At 67.4% G+C, this 24,174-nt stretch carries 21 protein-coding genes, 2 tRNA genes and 1 pseudogene; 9 read left to right on the top strand and 15 right to left on the bottom strand.

Going from position 1 to position 24,174, the window contains the following annotated elements:
- Positions 1-7 precede the first annotated feature (7 nt).
- From ACQ86G_RS13450 to kduI, 6 genes are all read right to left on the bottom strand, one after another.
- Entirely contained in the window at positions 8-1,348 is a 1,341-nt protein-coding gene (locus tag ACQ86G_RS13450; RefSeq protein ID WP_431261016.1) for an ABC transporter substrate-binding protein, read from the bottom strand.
- Positions 1,345-2,568 (bottom strand): ABC transporter ATP-binding protein, encoded by a 1,224-nt coding sequence (locus ACQ86G_RS13445; RefSeq protein WP_431261015.1) that lies wholly within the window; start codon positions 2,566-2,568, stop codon positions 1,345-1,347. Before ACQ86G_RS13445 ends, ACQ86G_RS13450 begins: the two co-directional genes overlap by 4 nt.
- Before the next feature lie 61 nt (positions 2,569-2,629).
- Positions 2,630-3,418 (bottom strand): carbohydrate ABC transporter permease, encoded by a 789-nt coding sequence (locus ACQ86G_RS13440; RefSeq protein WP_431261014.1) that lies wholly within the window; start codon positions 3,416-3,418, stop codon positions 2,630-2,632.
- A gap of 136 nt (positions 3,419-3,554) precedes the next feature.
- Positions 3,555-4,442 (bottom strand): carbohydrate ABC transporter permease, encoded by an 888-nt coding sequence (locus ACQ86G_RS13435; protein WP_431261013.1) that lies wholly within the window; start codon positions 4,440-4,442, stop codon positions 3,555-3,557.
- A gap of 144 nt (positions 4,443-4,586) precedes the next feature.
- Positions 4,587-5,372 (bottom strand): 2-dehydro-3-deoxy-D-gluconate 5-dehydrogenase KduD, encoded by a 786-nt coding sequence (kduD, locus tag ACQ86G_RS13430; protein ID WP_431261012.1) that lies wholly within the window; start codon positions 5,370-5,372, stop codon positions 4,587-4,589.
- A gap of 17 nt (positions 5,373-5,389) precedes the next feature.
- On the bottom strand, positions 5,390-6,226 hold the full coding sequence (gene kduI / locus ACQ86G_RS13425) for a 5-dehydro-4-deoxy-D-glucuronate isomerase (RefSeq protein WP_431261011.1): 837 nt from the start codon (positions 6,224-6,226) through the stop codon (positions 5,390-5,392).
- 181 nt (positions 6,227-6,407) lie between these two features.
- Here kduI and ACQ86G_RS13420 point away from each other — a divergent pair, with 181 nt between their 5' ends.
- The 3 genes from ACQ86G_RS13420 to ACQ86G_RS13410 all read left to right on the top strand — a co-directional run bounded on the left by ACQ86G_RS13420 (position 6,408) and on the right by ACQ86G_RS13410 (position 10,831).
- A complete protein-coding gene (locus ACQ86G_RS13420) occupies positions 6,408-6,743 on the top strand; it encodes a cupin domain-containing protein (protein WP_431261010.1) in 336 nt (111 codons plus the stop codon).
- Between the two features lie 189 nt (positions 6,744-6,932).
- Positions 6,933-9,959, top strand: a complete 3,027-nt coding sequence (locus ACQ86G_RS13415; RefSeq protein WP_431261009.1) for a TonB-dependent receptor — start codon at positions 6,933-6,935, stop codon at positions 9,957-9,959.
- A gap of 107 nt (positions 9,960-10,066) precedes the next feature.
- Entirely contained in the window at positions 10,067-10,831 is a 765-nt protein-coding gene (locus tag ACQ86G_RS13410; RefSeq protein ID WP_431261008.1) for a rhamnogalacturonan acetylesterase, read from the top strand.
- Between the two features lie 7 nt (positions 10,832-10,838).
- Here ACQ86G_RS13410 and ACQ86G_RS13405 read toward each other — a convergent pair whose 3' ends face one another.
- Together ACQ86G_RS13405 and ACQ86G_RS13400 are read right to left on the bottom strand one after the other, a co-directional pair.
- Entirely contained in the window at positions 10,839-11,774 is a 936-nt protein-coding gene (locus tag ACQ86G_RS13405) for a sugar kinase (RefSeq protein ID WP_431261007.1), read from the bottom strand.
- 92 nt (positions 11,775-11,866) lie between these two features.
- Entirely contained in the window at positions 11,867-12,727 is an 861-nt protein-coding gene (locus tag ACQ86G_RS13400; protein ID WP_431261006.1) for an SDR family oxidoreductase, read from the bottom strand.
- Here ACQ86G_RS13400 and ACQ86G_RS13395 point away from each other — a divergent pair.
- Positions 12,727-13,377 carry a TetR/AcrR family transcriptional regulator gene (locus ACQ86G_RS13395; RefSeq protein ID WP_431261005.1) on the top strand — a complete coding sequence of 217 codons (651 nt, stop codon included), beginning with the start codon at positions 12,727-12,729 and terminating at the stop codon, positions 13,375-13,377. The genes ACQ86G_RS13400 and ACQ86G_RS13395 overlap by 1 nt on opposite strands.
- Before the next feature lie 190 nt (positions 13,378-13,567).
- Here the strand turns inward: ACQ86G_RS13395 and ACQ86G_RS13390 are convergent.
- Positions 13,568-13,644, bottom strand: a tRNA-His gene (locus ACQ86G_RS13390).
- Between the two features lie 8 nt (positions 13,645-13,652).
- Positions 13,653-13,738, bottom strand: a tRNA-Cys gene (locus ACQ86G_RS13385).
- 555 nt (positions 13,739-14,293) lie between these two features.
- Here ACQ86G_RS13385 and ACQ86G_RS13380 point away from each other — a divergent pair.
- The gene (locus tag ACQ86G_RS13380; RefSeq protein WP_431261004.1) at positions 14,294-14,662 is read left to right on the top strand and encodes a hypothetical protein; all 369 of its coding nucleotides are present in this window, start codon (positions 14,294-14,296) and stop codon (positions 14,660-14,662) included.
- Positions 14,663-14,672: 10 nt separating this feature from the next.
- Here the strand turns inward: ACQ86G_RS13380 and ACQ86G_RS13375 are convergent, their stop codons facing one another.
- The 5 genes and pseudogenes from ACQ86G_RS13375 to uraH form a co-directional block, all read right to left on the bottom strand.
- Complete coding sequence (locus ACQ86G_RS13375) at positions 14,673-15,260, bottom strand: hypothetical protein (protein WP_431261003.1); 588 nt, start codon at positions 15,258-15,260, stop codon at positions 14,673-14,675.
- Positions 15,257-16,500: pseudogene (locus ACQ86G_RS13370) on the bottom strand (urate hydroxylase PuuD). Before ACQ86G_RS13370 ends, ACQ86G_RS13375 begins: the two are co-directional and overlap by 4 nt.
- Positions 16,501-16,727: 227 nt before the next feature.
- The gene (locus ACQ86G_RS13365) at positions 16,728-17,840 is read right to left on the bottom strand and encodes an IS481 family transposase (RefSeq protein WP_431260883.1); all 1,113 of its coding nucleotides are present in this window, start codon (positions 17,838-17,840) and stop codon (positions 16,728-16,730) included.
- A gap of 99 nt (positions 17,841-17,939) precedes the next feature.
- Positions 17,940-18,758: a xanthine dehydrogenase accessory protein XdhC gene (gene xdhC, locus ACQ86G_RS13360; protein ID WP_431261002.1), complete on the bottom strand. Its 819-nt coding sequence runs from the start codon at positions 18,756-18,758 to the stop codon at positions 17,940-17,942.
- A 9-nt stretch (positions 18,759-18,767) separates the two neighbouring features.
- Positions 18,768-19,121, bottom strand: coding sequence for a hydroxyisourate hydrolase (gene uraH / locus ACQ86G_RS13355; RefSeq protein WP_431261001.1), 354 nt, complete (start codon positions 19,119-19,121; stop codon positions 18,768-18,770).
- 134 nt (positions 19,122-19,255) lie between these two features.
- Between uraH and ACQ86G_RS13350 the strand changes: the two genes are divergently transcribed.
- The 4 genes from ACQ86G_RS13350 (at position 19,256) to ACQ86G_RS13335 (ending at position 24,172) form a co-directional block, all read left to right on the top strand.
- Positions 19,256-19,939 (top strand): GntR family transcriptional regulator, encoded by a 684-nt coding sequence (locus tag ACQ86G_RS13350; protein ID WP_431261000.1) that lies wholly within the window; start codon positions 19,256-19,258, stop codon positions 19,937-19,939.
- A 75-nt stretch (positions 19,940-20,014) separates the two neighbouring features.
- The gene (puuE, locus tag ACQ86G_RS13345; protein ID WP_431260999.1) at positions 20,015-20,971 is read left to right on the top strand and encodes an allantoinase PuuE; all 957 of its coding nucleotides are present in this window, start codon (positions 20,015-20,017) and stop codon (positions 20,969-20,971) included.
- A 14-nt stretch (positions 20,972-20,985) separates the two neighbouring features.
- Entirely contained in the window at positions 20,986-22,857 is a 1,872-nt protein-coding gene (gene uraD / locus ACQ86G_RS13340) for a 2-oxo-4-hydroxy-4-carboxy-5-ureidoimidazoline decarboxylase (RefSeq protein ID WP_431260998.1), read from the top strand.
- Positions 22,858-22,888: 31 nt separating this feature from the next.
- A complete protein-coding gene (locus ACQ86G_RS13335; protein WP_431260997.1) occupies positions 22,889-24,172 on the top strand; it encodes a M20 family metallopeptidase in 1,284 nt (427 codons plus the stop codon).
- Positions 24,173-24,174: the final 2 nt, after the last annotated feature.

Here is a 24,174-nt window from a genome sequence, read left to right as displayed (position 1 = left end):
ATGGCTTTCACTTGATCCGTTGCAGCAAGGCCTGGCCTTCCGTGACCAGGCGACGAGCGGCATCGACATCGCTGGTCTTGTTGTACGCGACGGTCTCGAAGACCTCGCGCATGAACTTGTGCAGCCGGGCGTGCTCGAACAGCGGCGCCGGGCGCTTGAGCCGGCCCGACTCGCGCTGCACCTTGATCTGCTCGTGCGCGGCGACCTCCAGCGGCGGCAGCTTGCCGGCGGCCTTCAGTTGCTCGTAGGGCCCGCGCGCCGACGGCAGACCGCGCGTGCGGCCGAGCAGCGCCGCGGCCTCCGGATCGGTGAGCAGGAAGTTGACGAGCTTGACCGCCATCTCCGCGCGGCCGTTCTTTTCGGCGTGCCGACTCACCGCGTACATCACGGTGGGGCGACCGAACATGCCGCTGTCGAGCGCGCCGGGCAGCGTCGGGAACTCGCCGAGCACCAGCTTCTGCTGCTTGTCCAGCGTGGACGCGCGCAGCGCGATGACCGAGTCCCAGGTGTAGTTGCCGGCCCAGCGGCCGACGACCCAGTCGGGCTGCTGCTCGGTCGGCTTCTCCGCGCCGCCCAGGCTCGCGCGCAACGGCAGCGGGGTCGCGACGTGGTCGGTGACCAGGCGCTTGTAGGTGCGCACCCAGTCGAGCGCCGCGGCCTCGCTCATCGCCACCCGCGGCTGCACGGGATCGACGTAGGCCGTGCCGTGGCGCTGCTGCACCCAGGCCTGGGACAGCAGCATCATGTCGTAGAGCTCGCCGTCGAGCGGATAGGCGTCCTCGCCGAGGATCCGACGGAAAGCCGGGCCGGCCGCGAAGAGTTCATCCCAGGTCCGGGGCAGCGCGAGGCCGGCGCGGTCGAAGGCCGCCTGGTTCCACAGCATCACCCGCGCGCTGAACGAGACCGGCAGCGCGTTCAGCTTGCCGGCCACGTCGCCGTAGGCCAGGTCGTCGCGATCGAACTGCGCGAGGTCCAGCAGTCGCCCGTGCCGGTTCAGGTCCGCGAAGCCGTTGCCACGCTTGCTGAACATCGCCAGCCAGGCCCAGTTGATCTGCATGACCTCGGGCTCGGACCCGCCGGCGATCTGCGTCGTCAGCCGCTCCAGGTAGCCGTTGAAGCCCATGTACTCGGCCTTCACGCGCACCCCGTGGCGGCGCTCGAAGAGCGCGAGCGCCTTCAGCGTCGCCTCGTGCCGGCCGGCGCCGCCCCACCAGGCGAAGCGCAGCACGGTCGGCTTGTCCTGCGCGCGCAGGCCCGACGCGGTCAGCGCCGCCGTCACGCCCGCGGTCGCGGCCACCGCGGCCGACCCCGCGGCGATGCCCAGCAGCTGTCGTCGCGGCAGGCTCATGCGTAGGTCCCGGACGTGGAGGTCGATGCCGCGGACGCCCCCGATGCGGCGGGCGATCCCGAAGCCGCGCCCGATGCCGACGTGGTCAGCAGGTTGAGTCCATTCGTCGCGTCGAACAGGTGGCACGCCGACATCTGCAGGTGCAGCGTCAAGGCGTCCCCGCGCGCCAGACCTTGCAGCGCCACCGCCTGCTCGGCGGGGATGCGCGCGGAGATCGGCAGCGGGCCGAGCTCCGCATGCAGATAGACCTCCGAGCCCATGTGTTCGGTGAAGCGCACTCGAGCGGAGACCGGCACGCTGTCGCCCTGTGCGCGCGGAGCGAGGCCGATGTGCTCGGGCCGGAGGCCGAAGGTCAGCGCGCCGTCCGCAAGCCGCGGCAGCGACGCGATGCCGACCGTCTTCTCCGCCGGCAGCGGCAGCTTCGCGCCGCCGACTTCGACGGCCAGGCCGTTGTCGGTCGCCCGCAGCCGCCCCGCCAGCAGGTTCATCTCAGGCGAGCCGATGAAGCCCGCCACGAAGGCATTCGCCGGCCGGTCGTACAGCGCCGTCGGCGTGTCGACCTGCTGGATCACGCCGTCCTTGAGCACGCAGATCCGCTCGCCCATCGTCATCGCCTCGACCTGGTCGTGGGTGACGTAGATGGTCGTCGCCGGCTGGCGGCTCTCGCGCAGCGTGCGGTGCAGCTCGGTGAGCCGCACGCGCATCGCGGCGCGCAGCTTGGCGTCGAGGTTGGACAGCGGCTCGTCGAAGAGGAACACGTCCGGCTTCTTCACGATCGCCCGGCCGACCGCGACACGCTGCGCCTGGCCGCCGGAGAGCTGCTTCGGGTAACGGTCCAGCAGATGCTCCATCTCCAGCAGGCCGGCGGCGTGGCGCACGCGCTGGTCGAGTTCCGCCTTCGGCGTGCCGGCCAGCTTCAGGCCGAAGGCCAGGTTGTCGTAGACCTTCATGTGCGGGTACAGCGCGTAGTTCTGGAACACCATCGCGATGCCGCGCTGCTTGGGCGGCAGCGCGTTGACCGCGCGGTCGCCGATGCGCAGCTCGCCGCCGGTGATGCTTTCCAGCCCTGCGATCATCCGCAGCAGCGTCGACTTCGCGCAGCCCGACGGGCCGACGAAGACCATGAACTCGCCGTCCCGCACTTCCAGGTCCACCCCGTGCACGGCCTTGAAGCCGTTGGGGTACACCTTCTCGATCTTGTTGAGGCTCAGTCTTGCCACGTCGTGTCTCCGGGTTCTCTTCTTGTGTCGTCGTGTCTGCGCTGGCGATGCGGGCGCGGCGTCAGCCCTTGACGCCGCTGGACGTCGCGCCTTCGATGAAATGCTTCTGTGCCGCGAAGAACACCGCCACCGAGGGGATCAGCGCCACCACCGAGATCGCGATCACGTTGGCCCACTCGACCTCCTCGGTCGCGCCGATGCTCATCTTCAGTGCGAGGGAGACGGGGTACTTCTCGACCGAGGCGAGGTAGATCAGCGGGCCCATGAAGTCGTTCATCGTCCAGATGAACTGGAAGACGACCACGGAGATGATGGCCGGCTTGAGCAGCGGCACGATGATGTGCCACAGCAGCTGCAGCGCGTTGCAGCCGTCGATCTGCGCAGCCTCTTCCATGTCGCGCGGGATGCCGCGCAGGAACTGCACCAGCATGAAGACGAAGAAGGTGTCGGTCGCGAAGGCGGAAGGCACGATCAGCGGCAGGTAGGAGTCCAGCCAGCCGATCTCGCGGAACACCAGGTACTGCGGAAGCCGCAGCACGATCAGCGGCAGCATCATCGTGGCGATCATGATGCTGAAGAGCAGCTTGCGGCCCCAGAACTCGAAGCGCGCGAAGGCGTAGGCGACCAGCACGCAGGAGATCACCGTGACGATGATGCGCGGGATCGTGATCAGGAAGCTGTTGAGGAAGTAGGTGGCGAAGGTGTATTCGGTGCTGGTCTTCCAGCCCTTGGCGTAGGCGCCGAAGTCGAGGCGGTCCGGCAGGAAACCGGCGGAGCTGAAGATCTCGGCGTTGCTCTTGAAGGAGGCGCCGATCAGCCAGAGCAGCGGGTAGAGCATCACGATCGCCACCGCGCCCAGCGCGAGGTAGCGCAGCGTGCGGTTGCCGCGGTCGCGGCCCAGGATCAGGGCCGGCGCACTGCCGCCACCGCTGCCCTCACCTCGCCCTCTCCCGCAAGCGGGAGAGGGAGTGAAGATCCGTTGCGGCTCATCGCTTGGTCTCCTTCTCGCCGGAGTAGAAGACCCAGTACTTGGAGCTCCAGAAGGACAACGCCGCCAGGCCGCCGACCAGCGCGAACAGCACCCACGACAGCGCCGCGCCGTAGCCCAGGTTGAAGAAGCGGAAGCTCTGGTCGTAGATGTAGAGCGCCAGCACGTAGGTCGAGTGCAGCGGGCCGCCCTCGGTGATCATGTACGGGCCGTTGAACTCCTGGAACGCGTGCACCATCTGCATGATCACGTTGAAGAAGATCACCGGCGTGATCAGCGGGACCGTGATCTTCCAGAACTGCTGCATCTTGCTGGCGCCGTCGCACTCCGCCGCCTCGTAGAGCGAGATCGACACGTTCTGCAGCGCCGCCAGGAAGATCACCATCGCGGAGCCGAACTGCCACGTGAACAGCAGCACGATGGTCCACATCGAGTAGTGCTCGTCGGCCAGCCACGCGATCGGCTCGATGCCCAGCTTCATCAGCACCAGGTTGACCAGGCCGTTGCGCGCGAAGACGAAACGCCACAGCACCGCCACCGCGATCGAGCCGCCGAGGATGGACGGGATGTAGAACGCGGCGCGGAAGAAGTTGATGCCGCGCAGCTTGAAGTTCAGCACATGCGCGATGAACAGCGCGAAGCCCACGCGCAGCGGCACCGCCAGCAGCGCGAAGAGCAGCGTCACGCCCAGCGACTTGCGGAACAGCGGATCCGCGGTCGCGAGCTCCTCATAGTTCCGCAGCCCGACGAAGGTCGGCGGATCGATCAGGTCGTACTGCGTGAAGCTGAGCGCGAAGCTCATCACGAAGGGGAAAAGCTTGAACAGCAGCACGCCCAGCACGAATGGCAGGACGAACAGAAAGCCCAGCTTCTTGTTCTCGTACATCGATCCCCCGTTGTCTCGTCGGTGGCCGATCATCAAAACCGCGCGCGTGGTGTCTTCACCCAGCGGAACCCACGGACCGGCTCTGCCGGGCCGCCGGGTTCGCCCCCTTGAGGGGGCGCGCGCAGCGCGTAGGGGTGGGCCCGGTTACCGGGCCAGCCAGCCGCCGTCGACTGCGACTGTGTAGCCGTTGACGTAGTCCGAAGCTTTGGACGCGAGGAACACGACCGGGCCCGCGAGATCGTCCGGGCTGCCCCAGCGCCCGGCGGGGATGCGATCGAGGATCGCGGCGTTGCGCGTCTCGTCCTGGCGCAGCGCGGCGGTATTGTTGGTGGCCATGTAGCCGGGCGCGATCGCGTTGACGTTGATGCCGTGCGACGCCCATTCGTTGGCCATCAGCCGGGTGATGCCCATCACGCCGCTCTTGCTGGCGGTGTACGACGGCACCCGGACGCCGCCCTGGAAGGACAGCATCGAGGCGACATTGATGATCTTGCCGCCGCCGCCCTGTGCCAGGTATTGACGGGCCACCGCCTGCGAGAAGAAGAACACCGTCTTCAGGTTGAGGTCGACGACGTCGTCCCAGTCCTTCTCGCTGAAGCGGATCGCGTCCTCGCGGCGGATGATGCCGGCGTTGTTGACCAGGATGTCGACGCGGCCGGTCAGCGACTTGGCCTCGGCGACGAGGCCCTCGATGCAGCTGATGTCGCCCAGGTTGGCGCGCAGGTCGAGGAAGCGGCGCCCCAGCCGTTCGACCTCGGTGCGCGTCTCCGCCGGGTCGGACACGTTGACGCCGACGATGTGGGCGCCGGCCTGCGCCAGCGCGACCGCCATCCCCTGCCCCAGGCCGGTGTTGCAGCCCGAGACGATGGCCACGCGGCCGTCGAGTTGGAAGTTGTCCAGGATCATGTCTGTCGTTCCCTTGGTGTCCATGACGAAGCGGGGCGCGCTCAGCGCAGCGTCGTCATCGGCACGTGGTCCATGTCCTTGAACACCTGGTTCTCGCCGACCATGCCCCAGATGAAGGTGTAGGCCTGCGTGCCCACGCCGGAGTGGATGGACCAGCTCGGGCTGATGACCGCCTGTTCGTTGCGCACGACCAGGTGGCGGGTCTGCGTCGGCTCGCCCAGCATGTGGAAGACCACCGCGTCGGACTTCATGTCGAAGTAGAAGTACACCTCCATGCGGCGGTCGTGCTGGTGGCAGGGCATCGTGTTCCAGAGGCTGCCCGGCTCCAGCTGCGTCATGCCCATCAGCAGCTGGCAGGTCGGCAGCACGTCCGGCACCAGGAACTTGTGGATGGTGCGGCGGTTGCTGGTCTCGGCCGAGCCCAGCGTCTCCGGCGAGGCCTCGGCCAGCGTGACCTTGCGCGTCGGATAGGCGGTGTGCGCCGGCGCGCAGTTGAAATACAGCTTGGCCGGATTCGCGGCGTCGACGCTCTTGAACTCGACGATCTTCGCGCCCTGGCCGATGTAGAGCGCCTCGCGCGGGCCGACGTCGTACTGCGTGTCGTCGACGAAGACGCGCGCCGCGCCGCCGATGTTGATCAGGCCCAGCTCGCGCCGCTGCAGGAAGTAGTCCGTGCCGGTGTATTTGCCCAGCTCCGCCGAGAAGGTGACCGGCTTGGTCACCGGCATGATGCCGCCGACGATGATCCGGTCGATCTGGCTGTAGGTCAGCGTCGCCTCGTCGGGCTTGAACATCTCGTCGACCAGGAACTGCTGGCGCAGGCCTTCGGTGTCCAGCGTGCGGGCGTGTTCACTGTGGATGGGTTGGCGGATTTCCATGTCGTCTCCTGGCGGTTCCTGTGGCTTCACGAGCTCTGATGGGGTCGCAGCGTACGGGGCTGCGGACTTTCCCGGAACTATGGTTTCCATCTAGTGAACCGCTGTTTCAATTTTTCGCGACGTCGCTATAGTTGCTCGCAACGACGGCCGAGAACCGTCCTGAATCCAGGAGACATCCCCGATGAGCAGCCCGTACTTCCTGAACGACGACCAGCCGTGGACCGAGCTCGGCGACGGCATCCGCCGCAAGATCGTCGGCCACACGCCGGAGCTGATGTCGGTGCTGGTGCAGTTCGACCAGGGCGCCATCGGCACGCCCCATGCGCACGACGCCCATGACCAGATCGCGTTCGTGATCAGCGGCTCGTTCGAATGCGAGGTCGGCGGCGTCAAGCGCGTGCTCAAGCCGGGGGACGCCTTCGTCGCGCCGCGTCTGACCACGCATGGCGTCGTCGCGCTGGAGGCCGGCAGCACGCTGCTGGACCAGTTCTCGCCGCGTCGCGAGGACTACCTCTGAGCTGATTCCCCAGGGTCCGCGCGCACCGCGGATCGCATCGTCCAGCAGTACCGAGGCGGCATCGCACTACAGCGCTCCCGCTCCCTACCCTGCCGGCGCCCTGCGTGCGCCTGCGACCGACCGATGCCGCGAGAGCGACGGGCCACGATCCCGCGCCCGCGGTCGCAGAAGAACCTTGGAGACAACGTCATGCCCCATCGCTTTGGGACTCGCCTCGGGACGTCCGCCACGCCTCGATCCACGCCTCGGCCCACGCCCCGATCCACGCCCCGATCCACGCCCCGACTGACCCGCCTTGCCGCCTGCCTGCTCGGCACGGCCACGCTGTCGCTCCCCGCCTGGAGCCAGGACCAGGCCGCGCCCCCTGCCGCGGCCGCATCGGCCGCGGACAAGGCGCTCGACACAGTGGTGGTGACCGGCATCCGCGCCTCGCTGGAGAGTGCGTTGAACGCCAAGCGCCAGGACAAGGGCATCGTCGACGTGATCAAGGCGGAGGACATCGCCAAGTTCCCCGACACCAACCTGGCCGAATCGCTGCAGCGCATCCCGGGCGTCGTGATCGACCGCGACGCCGGCGAAGGCCGCAACATCACCGTGCGCGGCCTGGGCGCGGACTTCACCCGCGTGCGCATCAACGGCATCGAGGCGCTGGCCACGACCGGCGGCACCGACAGCTCCGGCGGCGCGAACCGCTCGCGCGGCTTCGACTTCAACGTCTTCGCCGCCGAGCTCTTCAACACGATCACCGTGCGCAAGAGCAGCTCGGCCGAAGTGGACGAAGGCTCGCTCGGCGCGACGGTGGACCTGCAGGCCGCGCGTCCGTTCGACTTCAACAAGCGCGTCATCGCCGCCTCGGTGAAGGGCCGCTACAACGACCTCGCGCGCGAGACCGATCCGCGCGCCGCCTTCCTGCTCAGCGACGTGTTCCTGGACAAGAAGCTGGGCGTGCTGGTCTCGGGTGCGTACTCGAAGCGCCGGCTCTTCGAGGAAGGCTTCTCGACGGTGCGCTGGGACAACGGCCCCTCCTCCGGCGGCTGGTGCTCGCCGCAAGGCGTGACCCCGGCGAATCCGACGACCACCGCCGCCAACTGCGGCCCCGCCGCGCAAGGCGTGCCGCGCCTGCCCGCGTCCGCCGGCGCGACCGCGGCCTACAACGCGGCCAGCAGCGCCGACAACTTCCACCCGCGCCTGCCGCGCTACGGCCGGCTCTCGCATGACCAGGACCGGCTCGGCCTGACCGGCTCGATCCAGTTCCGGCCGACGGACCGCACGCTGCTGACCTTCGACATGCTGTACTCGAAGCTCGACGCGACACGGCGCGAGGACTTCCTCGAGGCGATCTCGTTCAGCCGCACCGCGAGCCAGGGCGGCAAGCCGCAGACCAGCGTGGTCGAGGCGCAATACGCGCCCAACGGCGCGCTCCAGTACGGCGTGTTCAACGGCGTCGACATCCGCGCCGAGTCGCGCTACGACGAGCTCTCGACGACCTTCAAGCAGCCCAGCCTGACGTTGGAGCAGGACCTCACCGATCACCTCAAGCTCAACGCGAAGGTGGGCCGGGCCGACTCCAAGTTCCGCAACCCGGTGCAGACGACGGTCACGCTGGACGCGCTCAACGTCAACGGCTACACGCTGGACTTCCGCAACAACGACCGGCTGCCGGTGATCAAGTACCCCTTCGATCCGACGGCGCAGAACGGCGCGCTGCAGATCGTCGGCGTGCCGCAGGTCACCACGGGCACGCAGCCGACGACGGTCACCAACACGACCACCAGCGAGATCCGCATCCGGCCGCAGGGCGCCAACAACGTCAACGACATCGGGCATCTGGACCTGGCGTGGGAAGTGATGCCGGACACGCTGACGCTGAAGGCCGGCTTCGACTACAAGAAGTACAGCTTCGACACCTACGAATTCCGGCGCATCAACCAGAACGACACGATCTTCTCGCCCGCGGCGGGATCGGGCGTGCTGACGAAGATGCTCACCGGCTTCGGGCGCGGGCTCAGCCTGCCCGAAGGCACGCCGACCTCGTGGGTCATCCCCGACCTCAACGCGATCGCCGCGGCCTACGACATCTACTGCAACTGCATCAAGAGCGGTCCCGCCGGCGGCCCGGGCGACTACACGCTGTCCTCGACCACCAACGGCAACGCGCGCGGCAACAACCGCGCGGTGGTCGAGAAGGACCGCGGCGGCTTCGTCCAGGCGGACTTCGAGGGACGCCTGCTCGGCCTGCGCATGCAGGGCAACGTCGGCGTGCGCTACGTCGTCACCGAGCAGGACGCCACCGGCTACCTGGCCACCGGCGGCGGCACCGAGGTCGTGATCGGGCAGAAGTACAAGGACTGGCTGCCGGCGCTGAACGTGTCGGCCAACCTGACCAAGGACCTGATCGCGCGCTTCGCCGCGGCCAAGGTGATGGCGCGGCCGCAACTCGGCAACCTGAACCCGGGCGGCACCATCAGCACGACCGGCACGCTGTCGATCACCACCGGCAACCCGTACCTGAAGCCCTTCCGCGCGAAGACCTTCGACGGCAGCCTGGAGTGGTACTTCGGCCGCAACGCCTTCGTCGGCGTGGGCCTGTTCCAGAAGAACATCGACACCTACATCCAGAGCCTGCGCACCAACGCGCCGTACAACCAGACGGGGCTGCCGATGTCGCTGCTGCCGTCCAACTTCACCGGTGAGGAGGTGTTCCAGCTCACGACGCCGATCAACACGCCCGGAGGCAAGCTGCGCGGCATCGAGCTGAACTACCAGCAGCCGTTCACCTTCCTGCCCGGCTGGGGGAAGAACTTCGGCACGGTGCTCAACTACACCTACGTGAAGTCCAAGATCACCTACCTGATCTCGCCGACCAGCAACACCACCATCACCGACGACCTGCTCAACATGTCGCCCAAGTCGTGGAACGCGACGATGTACTACGACGACAACACGTTCAGCGCACGGGTGTCGGCGTCCAAGCGCTCGTCGTTCCTGACGCGGGTGCCGGGGCAGAACAACAACGACGTGGAAGGGAAGAACGCCACGCTCAACGTGGACGCGTCGATCTCCTACAAGGTCAACGACCACCTCACCATCACGCTGGAAGGCGTCAACCTGACCAACGAGGCGAACGATCAGTTCATCTCGAGAGCCCGGAACAGCCCGGTCGTGTATCACGTGACGGGGCGGGAGTTCCTGCTCGGAGCGGCGTACAAGTTCTGAGTTTGCCTGCTTGACTGCGTGGGGATGAGCGCCGACTCTCCACGGGGCATGGGGCCTCCCTCCGGGAACCCCAAGCCCCATTCCGGTCGCATCACCACGGAGCACTCATGAAGAAGTCATGGCTCGCGGCGCTGGTCCTTGTGGCCGGCGTCGCGCACGCACAGAGCGCAGCGTCTTCGCTGCGCATCATCCTCGTCGGCGATTCCACGATGGCCACGAAGAGCGGCTACGGCGACGCGCTCTGCGCGCGCTTCAAGCCGGAGGTCACCTGCCTCAACGTCGCCAAGGGCGGACGCAGCACGAAGAGTTTCCGCGCCGAAGGCCTCTGGGATCAGGTCATGACGCTGCTGCGCGATCGGCCCGCAGGGCAGGCGGACGTCGTGCTGATGCAGTTCGGCCACAACGACCAGCCCGGCAAGCCGGGCCGCTCCACCGATCTGCAGTCGGAGTTTCCCGTCAACCTCGCCGGCTACATCGCCGACGTGGCACCGACCGGCGCGCGGCTGGTGATGCTGACGCCGCTCACGCGCCGCAGCTTCGACGCGCAGGGCAAGCTCGAGAACAACCTGCGCCCCTGGGCCGACGCGACGATCCGCGTCAGCGTCGAGCACCAGGTCCCGTTGCTCGACCTGAACGCGATCAGCCACGCGGCAGTGCAGTCGATGGGCGAAACGGAAGCCGACACGCTTGCGATGGCACCGAAGCCGATCGATGCGCCGGCACAGGCGGCCTCAGCGCCCGAGCGCGCAGGCGCCGCGAATCCGGTCTTCGACCGCACGCACCTCGGCCCCAAGGGCGCGCAGGTGTTCTCGACCATCGTGGCCGAGCAAGTGGTCGTGCTGATGCCGGAGCTCAAGCGCTGGATGCGCTGAGCAGACGTCAGAGCAGGTCCGCCATCGCCTCGGCGGGAATGATCGCGCCGGGATATCCGATCACGCGTGATGCGACTCGATTGCCATGCGTCGCAGCACTGACGGCATCGTGTCCCGAGAGCCGACGCGCCAGGTAGCCGCCGGCGAACGAATCTCCCGCCGCGGTGGTATCGACGACGCGCTCGACCCATTGCGTCGGCGCTTCGAGCCAACGTCCGTGTCCATCGACGGCACGCACGAGCGTCGACGAGGCGCCGCGTTTGATCAGCACCTCAGGCGCCGCCAAGGCTTTCGCATGCGCGATGGCCGCGTCGAGGTCAGGCAGGTCCTTCAGCGCTTGATGGTCGTCCGCCGTCACCAGGGCGATCGTGGCGAGCGAGAAGGCCCGTTCGAACTCGAGGCGCGCCGCCTGCCGATGCACCCACAACCGAGGCCGGTAGTTGTTGTCGAAGACGACGTGGGCACCGCGCTCGCGCATCGTGGCCATGAGCGCATAGAGGCGCTCACGCCCGGCGGGCGGCAGGATCGCGAGCGTGATGCCGCTGAGATAAAGCGCGTCGAATTCATCCGCGTGGGTTTCCAACGGCGTGCGCTCGACGTCGAAGTACGACTTCGCCGCGGCGGAGTCGCGCCAGTAGTGGAAGCTGCGTTCCCCGCGACCGTCGACCTCGATCATGTAGAGGCCCGGCATGCGACCTGGGAGCCGCCTCACCAAGCGCGTATCGATGCCCTGCTCTCGCCACCGTTCAAGCAGGCCGCTGCTGAGACCGTCCTCGCCGACAGCGGTGGCATACGCCACCTCCAGCCCCGCCGCCGCGCCGCAACGACGCAGATAGATGGCGGTGTTGAAGGTATCGCCGCCGTAGCCCAGCGTCATCGCGCCGAAGGCCTCGCCCTTGAGCTCCAGCATGCATTCGCCGATCACGGCCACGCGCTTGGTCATCGGAATCCTCTTCGTTTCTCATTTTGAAACGCTGTTTTGGATTCTGATTTCCAGAGGCGTCGAGCGCCACCGGAGTGACCCCTAGCGAGGCCTCATCGCTTCACCAACAGACCGAGCTGTTTGCCGATGGCCGCATCGACAGTGCGCTTCGGCAGCGCCATCGGAATCGTCCAGTTCTTCAACTTCTGCTTCACGACGGTGTAGTTCACTTTGGGACTGGCGCTCGTCAGGGCAGTCAGCACCGCCTTCCCGATGACGCGCGGGTGCAGGCCTTTCCTGCCCTCGGCCACGAAGCCCACCCGGAAGCGTTCCATCGCCGCGGCGTAATCGGTGCGGCGGTACTGGCTGTAGTCCTCGGCCAGGGCCTTGTCCAGGATCGGCGTATTCACATACCCAGGCTCGATCAGGATCGCGTCGATCCCGTAGAGCTGCAGTTCGCGACGCAGAGACTCGGTCATGCCCTCGAGCGCATGCTTGGACCCGGCATAAGCCCCGAGGAATGGCGCGCCGAAGCGCCCGCCGACCGAGCTGATATTGACGATGCGGCCGGGCTTGCCCTTCAGCGCCCGGTCGACGCCGAGCAAGGGAGCGAATGCCTGGGTCACGATGACGGGGCCCAAGGTGTTGATCTCCAGCTGCCGGCGCATGTCCTCGATCGGCTGGTGGAGCAACGGGCCCACCACGCAGAAGCCGGCGTTGTTGACGAGCCCGCGCAAGGTCATGCCACCCAGTTGATCGCGCAGCTCGTCGGCGCACGCCCTCACGGACGCCTCATCCGTGACATCCATGAGCAGCGGCGTGAACCGCGCTCCCAACTCGGCCTGGGCCCGCTTCGCGTCGGCGTCGCTGCGCAGCGATCCGAAGACGCGATAACCGGCTTCCAACAGTACTTCCACGGTGGCGCGACCGATCCCGGAGGAGGCACCGGTGACGAGGATCACGTCTGAAGTCATTGCAGTTCCCCTTCAAGGTGTACATTGTCAATCATGAAGGTGGACATAGTACATTTTTAGGTCAGTTGGTCAAGATGTACGATGTTCTCGTGCCATATCCAGCCAAGACAGACCGCGAAGCCATCCTTGCGGCCGCGATGCAGCAAGCCGAAGAAGAAGGCGCCGACGCCCTGTCGATACGGGGCGTGGCGACCAAGCTGGGCATTGCGCCCAATGCGCTCTACCGATACTTCGGCAGTCTTTCCGACCTCCGGGGCGCGGTGTCGGAGGAGAGCCAGCGACGCCTGCTGTCGGCGATGCAGGCAGGGGTCGGCCGCAAGGGTCCCGGCGAGGCGATCCGGGCCATCGCTCAGGCGTATCTCCGGTTCGCACGGGAGAGCCCGCACGCCTTCGCGACCACGCTGCATCCGTCCAATGTCGAGGGGGATGACGCGGCGCACAGTCAGAGCTGGCGGTTCGTCGTCGCTCAGGTGGCGCGGCTGTACGGCGACGAGCGCGCCGCGGAGGCCGCCGTGGCCCTATGGGCGTTTCTTCACGGCATGACGGTGCTGGAACGGGCTGGCGTCCTTGGCGGCGCCAAGCCTTCCGCCGGATTCGATCTCGGCCTGAAGCTCTGGATCACCGGGGCTGCCGCAGACGGCGCGGACTGAAAGCGCCGGCTTCGGGATCTCCTTCAGCTCGACCAGCACGGGCAGATCCCGCGCCTCGACCTGCACCGAGTGCTCCGCGACGGGGCGTCGATCGACGACGGGCTTGGGGTGGCGGAAGAAGAACATGGCGCCCAGATCGAGACACGTCACGAGGCTTCAACCGAGGGGTTTCCCTCGCTGATGAATGGAATGGGGTGACCGGTCGGGATCGAACCGACCGCCTCCGGGGTCACAACCCGGCGCGCTGACCAACTGCGCTACGGCCACCCTTGAACTGGACTCGACGCCCGGATTCGAACCGGGGACGGCTTGCGCCAACGGATTTGCAATCCGTCGCCTTGAACCTCTTGGCTACGTCGAGATGAATGCGTGAGATGTCCTCTCTCGGCTGTGTCCGCACGCGAGCCCGGCCGTCTGCACGGTGCGTCTCGCTGCATGCCGGCGCGGCCGCGTCGGCACACATGCACGTCGAGCCGGCTCGCCGCTTGTGCACGGACACACCCGAGAGAAGAAGAATGGAAAACGGAAAACAAGAAAGCCCGGGTCCTTGCGGAATCCGGGCCTCTCTCGAGTCCTGCGAATCGCGGCGCGCTTGTCGGCTAGGCCTTGCGCACTGAGTGATCCGCCCCGTCATCCGCACCTGCCATCCAATGACGATGGCCTTCGGTTGCATGGCAATGACAGCAGCGGTGATGCGCGCTCACCAGGGACGCAGCCACACCGCCGGCAGGCAGTGCGTTGGTCTGGAGGGCGATGGCGCGGTTCATGATCAGCTCTTGACTTCAGATGGGCTTCGGATCGACTTCTGGGGTGGAGCGGGTCGGAGACCCGTTCCGTTGTTCTGGAATGAAGCGGATTGTGAACACCGTTCACATCGACGTCAACTAGAATTTGTGAATACTTTTCACATCGCCACGTGACCACGCCCACTTCGACCCTCCGACGCCAGAACGTCCTGTCCCTGTTCCAGGAGTTCGTCGAGCAGAGCATCTCCACCGGCGGATCGCCGAAGGGGCTCGAAGCGGCGTTTGCCGAGAAGCTCGAGGTGAGCCGTGCGACCTGGAGCATGGCCAAGTCCGGCGAGCGCCCGATCGGCGACAAGCTCGCGCGGCAGTTCGAAGACCGCTGCGGACATCCATCGGGTTGGCTCGACGAGGAGCGCGCGCCGAAAGGCATGACCCAGGCCGAGCAGCAGTTCGTCGCGTTGGCGCTCAAGACCTATCGGGAGACCAACAGCGATGGGCGGAAGAAGCTTCGCCAGCTGCTCAAGACCTGGACGGTCTAGCCAGGCGTCGTCAACGTCGCCCGGACTCGCCAAAATGGTGCTGGTTGCGAAACATCGTGCGCTCCGACAGCGGATGCGCTGACGTTCGAAAGTACTCCGCGCTCAGCATCGCAAGCTCCTCACGGGCTCCGGGCACGCCAGCGTCCGCGATCAGCAGGACGTCATGAGCCGGGACTGCCGCAAGGAGTTCTCCGCGGCATTCCACCGTCCATCTCCGCCACGTCGTCCCGACCAGCAGCAACAGCGAATCGTGCGGGTCACGCAAGGTCACGCGGTACGTCAGACCCGATGCCGAGGCGATCCGCTCCGGTTCAATGCCCGACAACGTCGCGGTGAAACGGTTGAAGGCGCGGGTGAGAAGGTCTTCGTACTCATCGGCATCCCAAGGGATCTCGCCCCATCGCACCATGTCGATGCCGCCATCGCGATGGACCGTGCAGATCAAGGCCAGAGATTCGTTGTGCTCGAAATGCACGGGCATGCGGTCGTCGGGGCGGCCTTCCCGGTGGCCGCCCGCTCGCGCGATCTCAGCCTCCAGGTCCTCCATCCGGATGAAGCGCGGACGCAGGCTGGGATCGTCCTGGACACGCATCTTCACTGCCTCGCCTTGAACCACCGTCCCAACGCCGCCCGCTCCTCGTCGGTGATGCCGGTCGCATTGTTCAGCGGCATGGTCTTCTGCACCACGACCTGCTGGTAGATCTCGGCCGCATGCTGCTCGATCATCTGTGGCTCGTGGAACTGGATGCGCTTGGGCGCGAGCGCCGCGTTGTGGCACGCGAGGCACCGGGCGTTGACGATCGTCTGCACCTGCTCGAAGGACACTTCGGCCGAATCGCCCAATGCCGCGGGGGCGCCGGGGCCAGGTGTTGCAGGCGACGTTGCCGGTGCCATCGTGACGGGCACCGTCGCCGGCTGAGGCGCCAGCCAGGCGATCAGGATCGCGAGCAGCATCACCACCGCCACCAGCAGCGGCCAGGCATCGATGCCCTTGTGGCGCTTCACGAACCAGGTGCGCACCAGCGCGCCCGCGGCCATCAGCATCACCAGCACCAGCCAGTTCTGCGCGTGGCTGTAGAGCATGCCGTAGTGGTTGGACAGCATCGCGATCAGCACCGGCAGCGTGAAGTAGGTGTTGTGCACGCTGCGCTGCTTGCCGCGCTGGCCGTGGACCGGGTCCACCGGCCGCCCCGCCCGCATGTCGGCGATGACCTGCTTCTGGCCCGGGATGATCCAGAAGAAGACGTTCGCGCTCATCATCGTGGCGATCATGGCGCCGGTGATCAGGAAGGCCGCGCGGCCCGCGAAGAGCTGGCTGGCCCCCACGCCGCCGCCACGACGGCCACCGCGATCAGGCCGAGCACCACGCCGTCGTTGCCGATCGAGCCGTCGGCCTTGCGGCCGAAGCGCCGGCAGATCTGGTCGTAGACGAGCCAGCCGCCCGCCAGGAAGCCAAGCGCTCCTGAGATCGCCGCGGGCGCGCTCCAGTCGAAGACACGCTTGTCGATCAGGTAGGTGTCGGCGTTGAAGAGGTACAGCAGTGCGAAGAGCGCGAAACCGCTCATCCACGTCCAGTAGCTCTCCCAGTAGAACCAGTGCAGGTGCTGCGGCAGGTTGGCCGGCGCGACCATGTATTTCTGCGGGTTGTAGAAGCCGCCGCCGTGCACCGCCCAGAGTTCGCCGTCCACGCCCTTGGACTTGAGGTCCTCGGCCTGCGGCTTCACCAGATGGTTGTCCAGCCAGACGAAATAGAACGAGGCGCCGATCCAGGCAATGGCCACGATCACGTGCAGCCAGCGCAGCAGCAGATTGGCCCAGTCAAGCAGGTAGCTGTCCATCAACGAACGTCGAGCAAGATCCGGACCACCACTGCGGGCGCTGTGAACCGGCAAGCGTCGCGCTGAAGATCGGGGCGCCGCGGCGACGTTGAGGGGGAAGTGTATACAGTTTGGCGTGGGGACTGCGGCGGCCGCTGGCCCTCACCCCCGCCCTCTCCCGCAAGCTGTATGGACCGAGGACATGGGTGACAGGTGTGCCAGGACATGGGTAACAGGTCAGGTCCAGGTTAGTCAGCCTGGCACAGCTCAATCATGCGTACCTTTTGGTGGCAGAAGAAGACATCGAAGCTGCCATCGAGATCCAAGTGAGGTCGTAGGGCCACAGGTTGGCCGATGAGACCTCTGCCAACGCGGTAGGTATTGCCCTTGAACTGGATCCGTCCACCGTATCCGACCCGGCGCACGATGACGCCATCGCCGTATTCGACGGGCTCCAGTGAGCTTGGCATTGAGCGCGGGCTAGCCACGTAGCGGCTGGCTGGCGTGCCCATGCCCAGTGCGCAATGAGGCCGTTTGGAGTTGTAGAGATGGCGCCACTGGCTGAAGTAGCGCTGGGCATCGCTCAGGTCCTTGAAGTGCCGACTGGCTAGTAGCTCGGCCTTCAGCGTGCGATGGAATCGTTCGTCTTTGCCGTTGGTCTGCGGATGCATCGGTCGGCTGTGGCTCAAGCGCACGCCCAGCCGAATCAGCCACACCTCCAGCTCGGTGAGCGCGCCGCGCGTAGGCGAACCCCAGGGCGGGCCGTTGTCGGCGTTGATGCGCTCAGGCAGCCCATAGCGCTCGAAGGCGCGCTGCAGCACGGGCTGCACGGACTCGAGCCGCTCATTGCCCAGCGCTTGCAGGACGATGTTGAAGCGCGAGTGATCGTCCAGCACGGTCAGCGGGTGACAGCGCTGGGCGTCGGTGGCGAAGTGGCCCTTGAAGTCCATTTGCCACAGCGCATTAGGCGTCTCGTGCTCGAAGCGCTGCCATGCCGTTGCGGCCTGGCTTGCTGCCGGGTCGATCAGGCCGTTGCGGCGCAGCACCCAGTTGGCCGTGCTGGCCGCTATGTGCACGCCATGATCGCGCCCCAGCACATGCGCGATCTTGCGAGCACCCCAAGCCGGACATTCGGCCCGCACTGCAAGCACCTGAGCTTGCAGCTGTTCGGGTGTACGGGTCGGTGAGGTTCGTGGTCGCCGAGATCGATCCTCAAGATCGACTCGGCTGAGCCACTTGTAGCCCGTCTTACGGCTGATGCCGCTGCGTCGACATAGCTCGCTGATATTGGCGCCAGGCTGTCGGGCCAGCCGAACGAATTCCTCTCTTTGATCCTTCACGGTGACTTGGCTCCAGGGCAACTTCGTCCTCCCGCTGACTAGGCGGGAAAAGTGTCACCCATGTCCTGGCACACCTGTTACCCATGTCCTCGGTCCATACAGCAAGCGGGAGAGGGAGTCTCACCGGGGCTCGTCCGGCTGTTGCATCGCCTGCGCAACGACCGACAGCGCCACCACCTCCGGCTGCTTGCCAGGGATGTTGGGGATGCCGATCGGGCAGGTGACATGCGCCAGCTCGGCGGGCGTGAAGCCTCGCGCCTCAAGACGGTGCCGGAACGTCGCCCACTTGCTCTTGCTGCCGATCAGGCCGATGTACGGCAGATCCCCCGATTCGCGCTGCCGCTTCAGGCAACTGGCCAGGATGTCGAGGTCCTCCGCGTGGCTGAAGCTCATGATCAGCACGTGCGATCCCGCCGCCAGCGTCGGCACCGCGCCCTGCACGGGCTCGGACTGCTCCGCGCGGACGTTGTCCGGCAGCGGCTCCGGGAACATGCCTTCGCGGCTGTCGATCCAGTGCACCGTCGCCGGCAGCTTCGCCAGCAGGTCGACGATCGCCCGCCCCACATGGCCGCCGCCGAACAGCGCGATGCGCCGCCATTCACGCTGGTCGCCGAGACGATCGGCCAGCCCGGCGATGGACTGCGCATCCAGCCACTCGAAGGTCAGCCACACGACGCCGCCGCAGCACTGCCCTAGCGACGGCCCGAGCGCGAAACGCTGGCGTGCCTCGATCACTCGCCCCGCCGCGAGGGCGGCCCGCGCCTTCGCGATCGCGTCGAATTCCAGCTGCCCGCCGCCGATCGTGTTCACGACGTCGGAGGTGGTCACCGCCATCCACGCGCCGACCTCCCGCGGGCCGCTGCCCTGCAGTTCGTCCACGCGCACCAGCACCGCCGGCTCGCGCGCGAGTCTCAGGGCCAGCGTCTGCCAGGCGCGCATGCGTGGACCTCAGCTGCCCCGGTAGGTCGAATACGACCAGGGGCTGGCCAGCAGCGGCACGTGATAGTGCGCGCCCGGGTCCGCGATCCCGAAGTCCAGCGGCACCTCGTCCAGGAACGCCGGCTCCGGCAGCGTCACGCGGCGGCTGCGGAAGTACTCCGCCACCGCGAACACCAGCCGGTAGCGCCCGACCTGCAGCGCCGCGTCTTCCAGCAACGGCCCGTCCGCCCGTCCGTCGGCGTTCAATGTCAGCGCCTGCAGCAGGCGCGGCTCGCCGGACTCGATCCGGTACAGCCGCACGGCCATGCCGGCGGCCGGGCTGCCGTGCATGGTGTCGAGGACATGAGTCGTGAGCTTGCCCATCGGCGCCTTCGGTGAAAGAGGGAATGAAAGCACAAAGTGTATACACTCTCGAACACACTGCACACCCGCGTCCCCACGGTCTCGCGCCGTCGGCCGCGGCCGTCACGCCCTCTCCGTCCGTCACTCACGCCGCCATGAACGCCCGGGACCTCGACGCCAACGCCTCCGTCACCGGACGCATCACGGTCGCCATCACGCAGGCGATCGTCGAGCGCCGGCTGATGCCGGGCACCAAGCTGGTCGAGCAGCAGTTGGCGGACATCTTCGAGTGCTCGCGCACGCTGGTGCGGCAGGCGCTGAACCAGCTCAGCCGCGACCGGCTCGTCCGACTGGAGCCCGCGCGCGGCGCCTTCGTCGCCCAGCCCAGCGTCGAGGAGGCCCGCCAGGTCTTCGAGGTGCGCAAGATGCTGGAGGCGGCGATGCTCGCCGACCTCTGCCAGCGCATCACCCCCGCGCAGATCAAGCAGCTGCGCGCCCATCTGAAGCAGGAGCGCGAAGCCGTCGCCCGCACCGACGTCCCCGGCCGCACGCGGCTGCTGGCGGACTTCCACGTCGTGCTCGCCCGCATGCAGGGCAACGAGGTGCTGGCACAGCTGCTGACCGACCTGCTCTCGCGCAGCTCGCTGATCGCGCTGATGTACCAGAGCTCCCATTCCGCCGCCGAGTCGCAGGCCGAGCACGACGCCATCGTCGACGCGCTCGAGGCCCGCGACAAGCGCGCGGCGCTGAAGCTGCTCGATGCGCACCTCGGCAACGTCGAGGCCAACCTGCGGCTCGATCCGCGCGTGCAGGACCTGAAGTCCGTCCTGCAGCGCTGATGCGGCCGCCCTCCCCCGACAGGTCCGCCGACACGTGTCCCGACCTCCCTCCGACACCGCCATGAAGTCCGCCGCATGAAGCCCGTCGTCTCCCCCGGATATCCCCGCGACCTCGTCGGCTACGGCGAGCATCCGCCGCACGCGCAGTGGCCCGGCCAGGCACGCATCGCCGTGCAGTTCGTCCTCAACTACGAGGAAGGCGGCGAGAACTCGGTGCTGCACGGCGACGCCGGCAGCGAGCAGTTCCTGTCCGAGATGTTCAATCCGCCGGCCTTCCCCGCGCGGCACCTGAGCATGGAAGGCATCTACGAATACGGCTCGCGCGCCGGCGTGTGGCGGCTGCTGCGTGAATTCGAGAAACGCGCGCTGCCGCTGACGGTCTTCGGCGTGTCGATGGCGCTGGAGCGGCATCCCGAGCTGACGAAGGCCTTCGTCGAGCTGAACCACGAGATCGCGTGCCACGGCTGGCGATGGGTCCACTACCAGGGCGTCGACGAAGCGATCGAGCGCCAGCACATGGACATCGGCATGGACATCATCCAGCAGCTGACCGGCGAGCGGCCGTCGGGCTGGTACACCGGCCGCGACAGCCCGCACACGCGCCGGCTGGTGGCCGACTTCGGCGGCTTCGAGTACGACAGCGACTACTACGGTGACGACCTGCCGTTCTGGCTCAACGTGCGCAAGACCGACGGCGCGCTGACACCGCATCTGGTCGTGCCCTACACGCTGGACTGCAACGACATGCGCTTCGCGCTGCCGCAGGGCTTCAGCCACGGCGACGAGTTCTTCGAGTACCTGCGCGACACCTTCGACGTGCTCTACGCCGAAGGCGCCGAGGCGCCGAAGATGATGAGCATCGGCATGCACTGCCGGCTGCTCGGCCGGCCGGGCCGGATGCGGGCGCTGCAACGCTTCCTCGACCACGTCGAGAAACACGACCGCGTCTGGGTCGCCCGACGCATCGACATCGCCCGCCACTGGCGCGCCACGCATCCGTTCGATGCGGACAAGGCCTTCGTTTGGGGCTGAAACGCCGAACCGTCATGACCACCTCCCCACCCTCCTCGCCTTCCTCCACTGCGCCCACACCCACCCTGTCCCTGGCCGCGCTGAACGCCGCGGATGAGGACAGCTTCGTCGCCCTGCTCGACGGCATCTACGAGCATTCGCCGTGGATCGCGCGGCGCGCCTTCGCCAGCCGCCCTGAAAGCCACACGGGCGGATTTGCAAGCCTCGCAGCGCTGAAGCATGCGATGGCCACCGTCGTGCGCGAGGCCGCGCTCGACGAGCAGCTCGGCCTGATCCGCGCGCATCCCGAGCTCGCCGGCAAGGCGATGGTCGCGCGGTCGCTGACGGCGGAGTCCACGAACGAGCAGAGCAAGGCCGGCCTCACCCACTGCTCGCCGGAGGAATTCGCCCGCTTGCAGCAGCTGAACGCCGACTACAACGCGCGCTTCGGCTGGCCCTTCATCCTCGCGGTCCGTGGCCCGCGCGGCGACGGCCTGACGCGGCAGCAGATCATCGACACCTTCGCGCGCCGCCTGAACGGGCACCCGGACATCGAACGCGCCGAGTGCCTGCGCAACATCCACCGCATCGCGGAGATCCGGCTCAACGACAAGTTCGGCAACACGTCCGGCGTCGTGCCGACGCTCGGCAACCAGGTCTGGGACTGGGCGGAATCGCTGGCGCGGTTCTCCGATCCCGGCTTCGCGGAGAACGGCCAGCTCACCGTCCTCTACCTGACCGAGGCGCATCGCGCCGCGGCGGCGCAGCTCGCGGACTGGATGCGCGAATGCGGTTTCGACGAGGTCGGCATCGATGCGGTCGGCAATGTCGTCGGTGTCTATCACGGCGAGCACCACGGCCAGCCAGGCAGCGGGACCGACACGCCCGAGCCGCCGCGGCTGCTCACCGGCAGCCACTACGACACCGTCCGCAACGGCGGCAAGTACGACGGGCGGCTCGGCATCTTCGTGCCGATGGCCTGCGTGCGCGAACTCAAGCGCCAGGGGCGCCGGCTCAAGCACGGCCTCGAAGTCGTCGGTTTCTCCGAGGAGGAAGGCCAGCGCTACAAGGCGACCTTCCTCGGTTCCAGCGCGCTGGTCGGCCGCTTCGACCCGGCCTGGCTGGATCAGGCCGATGCCGATGGTGTCGTGCTGCGCGACCTGATGCGCGACGCCGGTCTGCCCGGCACGATGGACGCGATCCAGGCCCTGAAGCGGGATCCCGCGCGCTACCTCGGCTTCGTCGAGGTCCACATCGAGCAGGGTCCGGTGCTCAACGAGCTCGACCTGCCGCTGGGCATCGTCACCTCGATCAACGGCAGCCTGCGCTACGTCGGCGAAGTGCGCGGGCTGGCCTCGCACGCCGGCACGACGCCGATGGACCGCCGGCGTGACGCCGCCGCGGCGGTGGCGGAGTTGATCCTCTACGTCGAGGAACGCGCCGGCGCCGTGCCCGAGGTCGTCGGCACCGTCGGGCAGCTGCAGGTGCCCAACGGCTCGATCAACGTGATCCCGGGCCGATGCCGCTTCAGCCTCGACCTGCGCGCGACCACCGACGCCGCCCGCGATGCGCTCGACGCCGACGTGCGCGCGCGCCTCGCCGAGATCTGCGAGCGCCGCGGCGTCAGCTTCACGCTGGAGCGCACCGAGGCCGCCGCCGCCGCGCCCAGCGATGCGGTGTGGCAGGCGCGCTGGGAATCGGCGGTGGGCGCGCTCGGCCTGCCGGTGCACCGGATGCCCTCCGGCGCCGGCCACGACGCGATGAAGCTCCATCAGGCGATGCCCCAGGCCATGCTGTTCCAGCGCGGATTGAACCTGGGCATCAGCCACAACCCGCTCGAAGCGATCAGCAACGACGACACCGAACTCTGCGTGCAGGCCTTCCTCGCTCTGCTCGACCGGCTGTGAACGCCGCCCGATCTCCTGGAACAGACATCTCATGACCGCTTCTTCCCAGACCTCGTACGACGCGCTCGACGCGTGGATCGACGCCCACTTCGACGAACAGGTCCGCTACCTGCAGGCGCTGGTCCGCGTGCCCACGGACACGCCTCCCGGTAACAACGCGCCGCATGCCGAGCGCACCGCCGAGCTGCTCGCCGAGATGGGGTACGTGGCGGAGCAACACGCGGTGCCGCAGGCGCAGGTGCGCGAGTACGGGCTGGAATCGCTGACCAACCTGATCGTCCGACGCCGCTTCGGCGCGGAAGACGGGGGCACGAGCACTGGAAGCGCTGGCCCCGTGATCGCGCTGAATGCGCATGGCGACGTGGTGCCCCCCGGCGACGGCTGGACGCACGATCCCTATGGCGGCGAGGTGGTCGACGGCCAGCTCTTCGGACGCGCGTCCGCGGTCAGCAAGAGCGACTTCTCGACCTACACCTTCGCGCTGCGCGCGTTGGAAGCGCTGCACGCGCAAGGTGCCGCGCTGAAGGGCGGTGTCGAACTGCACTTCACCTACGACGAGGAATTCGGCGGAGAGCTGGGCCCCGGCTGGTTGCTCCAACAGGGCCTGACGAAGCCGAATCTGCTGCTCGCCGCCGGCTTCAGCTACCAGGTCGTCACCGCGCATAACGGCTGCCTGCAGATGGAGGTGACGGTCCACGGCAAGATGGCGCATGCCGCGATCCCGGACACCGGCATCGACGCACTGCAGGGCGCCGTCGTGATCCTGAACGCGCTGTATGCCCGCAACCTGGCGTACCGCGAGGTCACGTCGAAGGTCGAGGGCATCCAGCATCCCTACCTGAACGTCGGCCGCATCGAAGGCGGCACCAACACCAACGTCGTGCCGGGCAAGGTCACGCTGAAGCTGGATCGCCGGATGATTCCGGAAGAGGATCCGGTGGTTGTCGAAGCGGAGATCCGCGACACCATCGCGAAGGCCGCGGCCTCGTTCCCCGGCATCACGGTGGACGTGAAGCGTCTGCTGCTCGCGCGCGCGCTCAAGCCGCTGCCGGGCAACCGGCCGCTGGTCGAAGCGCTGCAGCGTCATGGCGAGGCGGTCTTCGGCGAGGCGATCCCGACCTCGGGTACGCCGCTGTACACCGACGTGCGCCTGTACGGCGAGCACGGCATCCCCGCCGCGATCTACGGCGCCGGCCCGCGCACCGTGCTGGCGTCGCATGCCAAGCGCTCGGACGAGCGTGTCGAGCTGGAGGACCTGCGCCGTGCGACGAAGGTCGTCGCGCGCACGCTGTTCGATCTGTTGCAGGCCCGCTGAGG

The sequence above is a fragment of the Roseateles chitinivorans genome (assembly GCF_050632145.1).
GTDB lineage: Bacteria > Pseudomonadota > Gammaproteobacteria > Burkholderiales > Burkholderiaceae_C > Roseateles > Roseateles chitinivorans_B.
The sequence above is the reverse complement of the archived record's forward strand: the minus strand, read 5'-3'. Positions and strand labels throughout refer to the sequence as shown.

What these genes read in the sequence shown, in the direction of transcription:
- ACQ86G_RS13450 (WP_431261016.1), bottom strand. Translation starts at nt 1,348, where the DNA reads ATGAGCCTGCCGCGACGACAGCTGCTGGGCATCGCCGCGGGGTCGGCC.
- ACQ86G_RS13435 (WP_431261013.1), bottom strand. Translation starts at nt 4,442, where the DNA reads ATGTACGAGAACAAGAAGCTGGGCTTTCTGTTCGTCCTGCCATTCGTG.
- kduD (WP_431261012.1), bottom strand. Translation starts at nt 5,372, where the DNA reads ATGGACACCAAGGGAACGACAGACATGATCCTGGACAACTTCCAACTC.
- kduI (WP_431261011.1), bottom strand. Translation starts at nt 6,226, where the DNA reads ATGGAAATCCGCCAACCCATCCACAGTGAACACGCCCGCACGCTGGAC.
- ACQ86G_RS13420 (WP_431261010.1), top strand. Translation starts at nt 6,408, where the DNA reads ATGAGCAGCCCGTACTTCCTGAACGACGACCAGCCGTGGACCGAGCTC.
- ACQ86G_RS13415 (WP_431261009.1), top strand. Translation starts at nt 6,933, where the DNA reads ATGCCCCATCGCTTTGGGACTCGCCTCGGGACGTCCGCCACGCCTCGA.
- ACQ86G_RS13410 (WP_431261008.1), top strand. Translation starts at nt 10,067, where the DNA reads ATGAAGAAGTCATGGCTCGCGGCGCTGGTCCTTGTGGCCGGCGTCGCG.
- ACQ86G_RS13405 (WP_431261007.1), bottom strand. Translation starts at nt 11,774, where the DNA reads ATGACCAAGCGCGTGGCCGTGATCGGCGAATGCATGCTGGAGCTCAAG.
- ACQ86G_RS13400 (WP_431261006.1), bottom strand. Translation starts at nt 12,727, where the DNA reads ATGACTTCAGACGTGATCCTCGTCACCGGTGCCTCCTCCGGGATCGGT.
- xdhC (WP_431261002.1), bottom strand. Translation starts at nt 18,758, where the DNA reads ATGCGCGCCTGGCAGACGCTGGCCCTGAGACTCGCGCGCGAGCCGGCG.
- uraH (WP_431261001.1), bottom strand. Translation starts at nt 19,121, where the DNA reads ATGGGCAAGCTCACGACTCATGTCCTCGACACCATGCACGGCAGCCCG.
- ACQ86G_RS13350 (WP_431261000.1), top strand. Translation starts at nt 19,256, where the DNA reads ATGAACGCCCGGGACCTCGACGCCAACGCCTCCGTCACCGGACGCATC.
- puuE (WP_431260999.1), top strand. Translation starts at nt 20,015, where the DNA reads ATGAAGCCCGTCGTCTCCCCCGGATATCCCCGCGACCTCGTCGGCTAC.
- uraD (WP_431260998.1), top strand. Translation starts at nt 20,986, where the DNA reads ATGACCACCTCCCCACCCTCCTCGCCTTCCTCCACTGCGCCCACACCC.
- ACQ86G_RS13335 (WP_431260997.1), top strand. Translation starts at nt 22,889, where the DNA reads ATGACCGCTTCTTCCCAGACCTCGTACGACGCGCTCGACGCGTGGATC.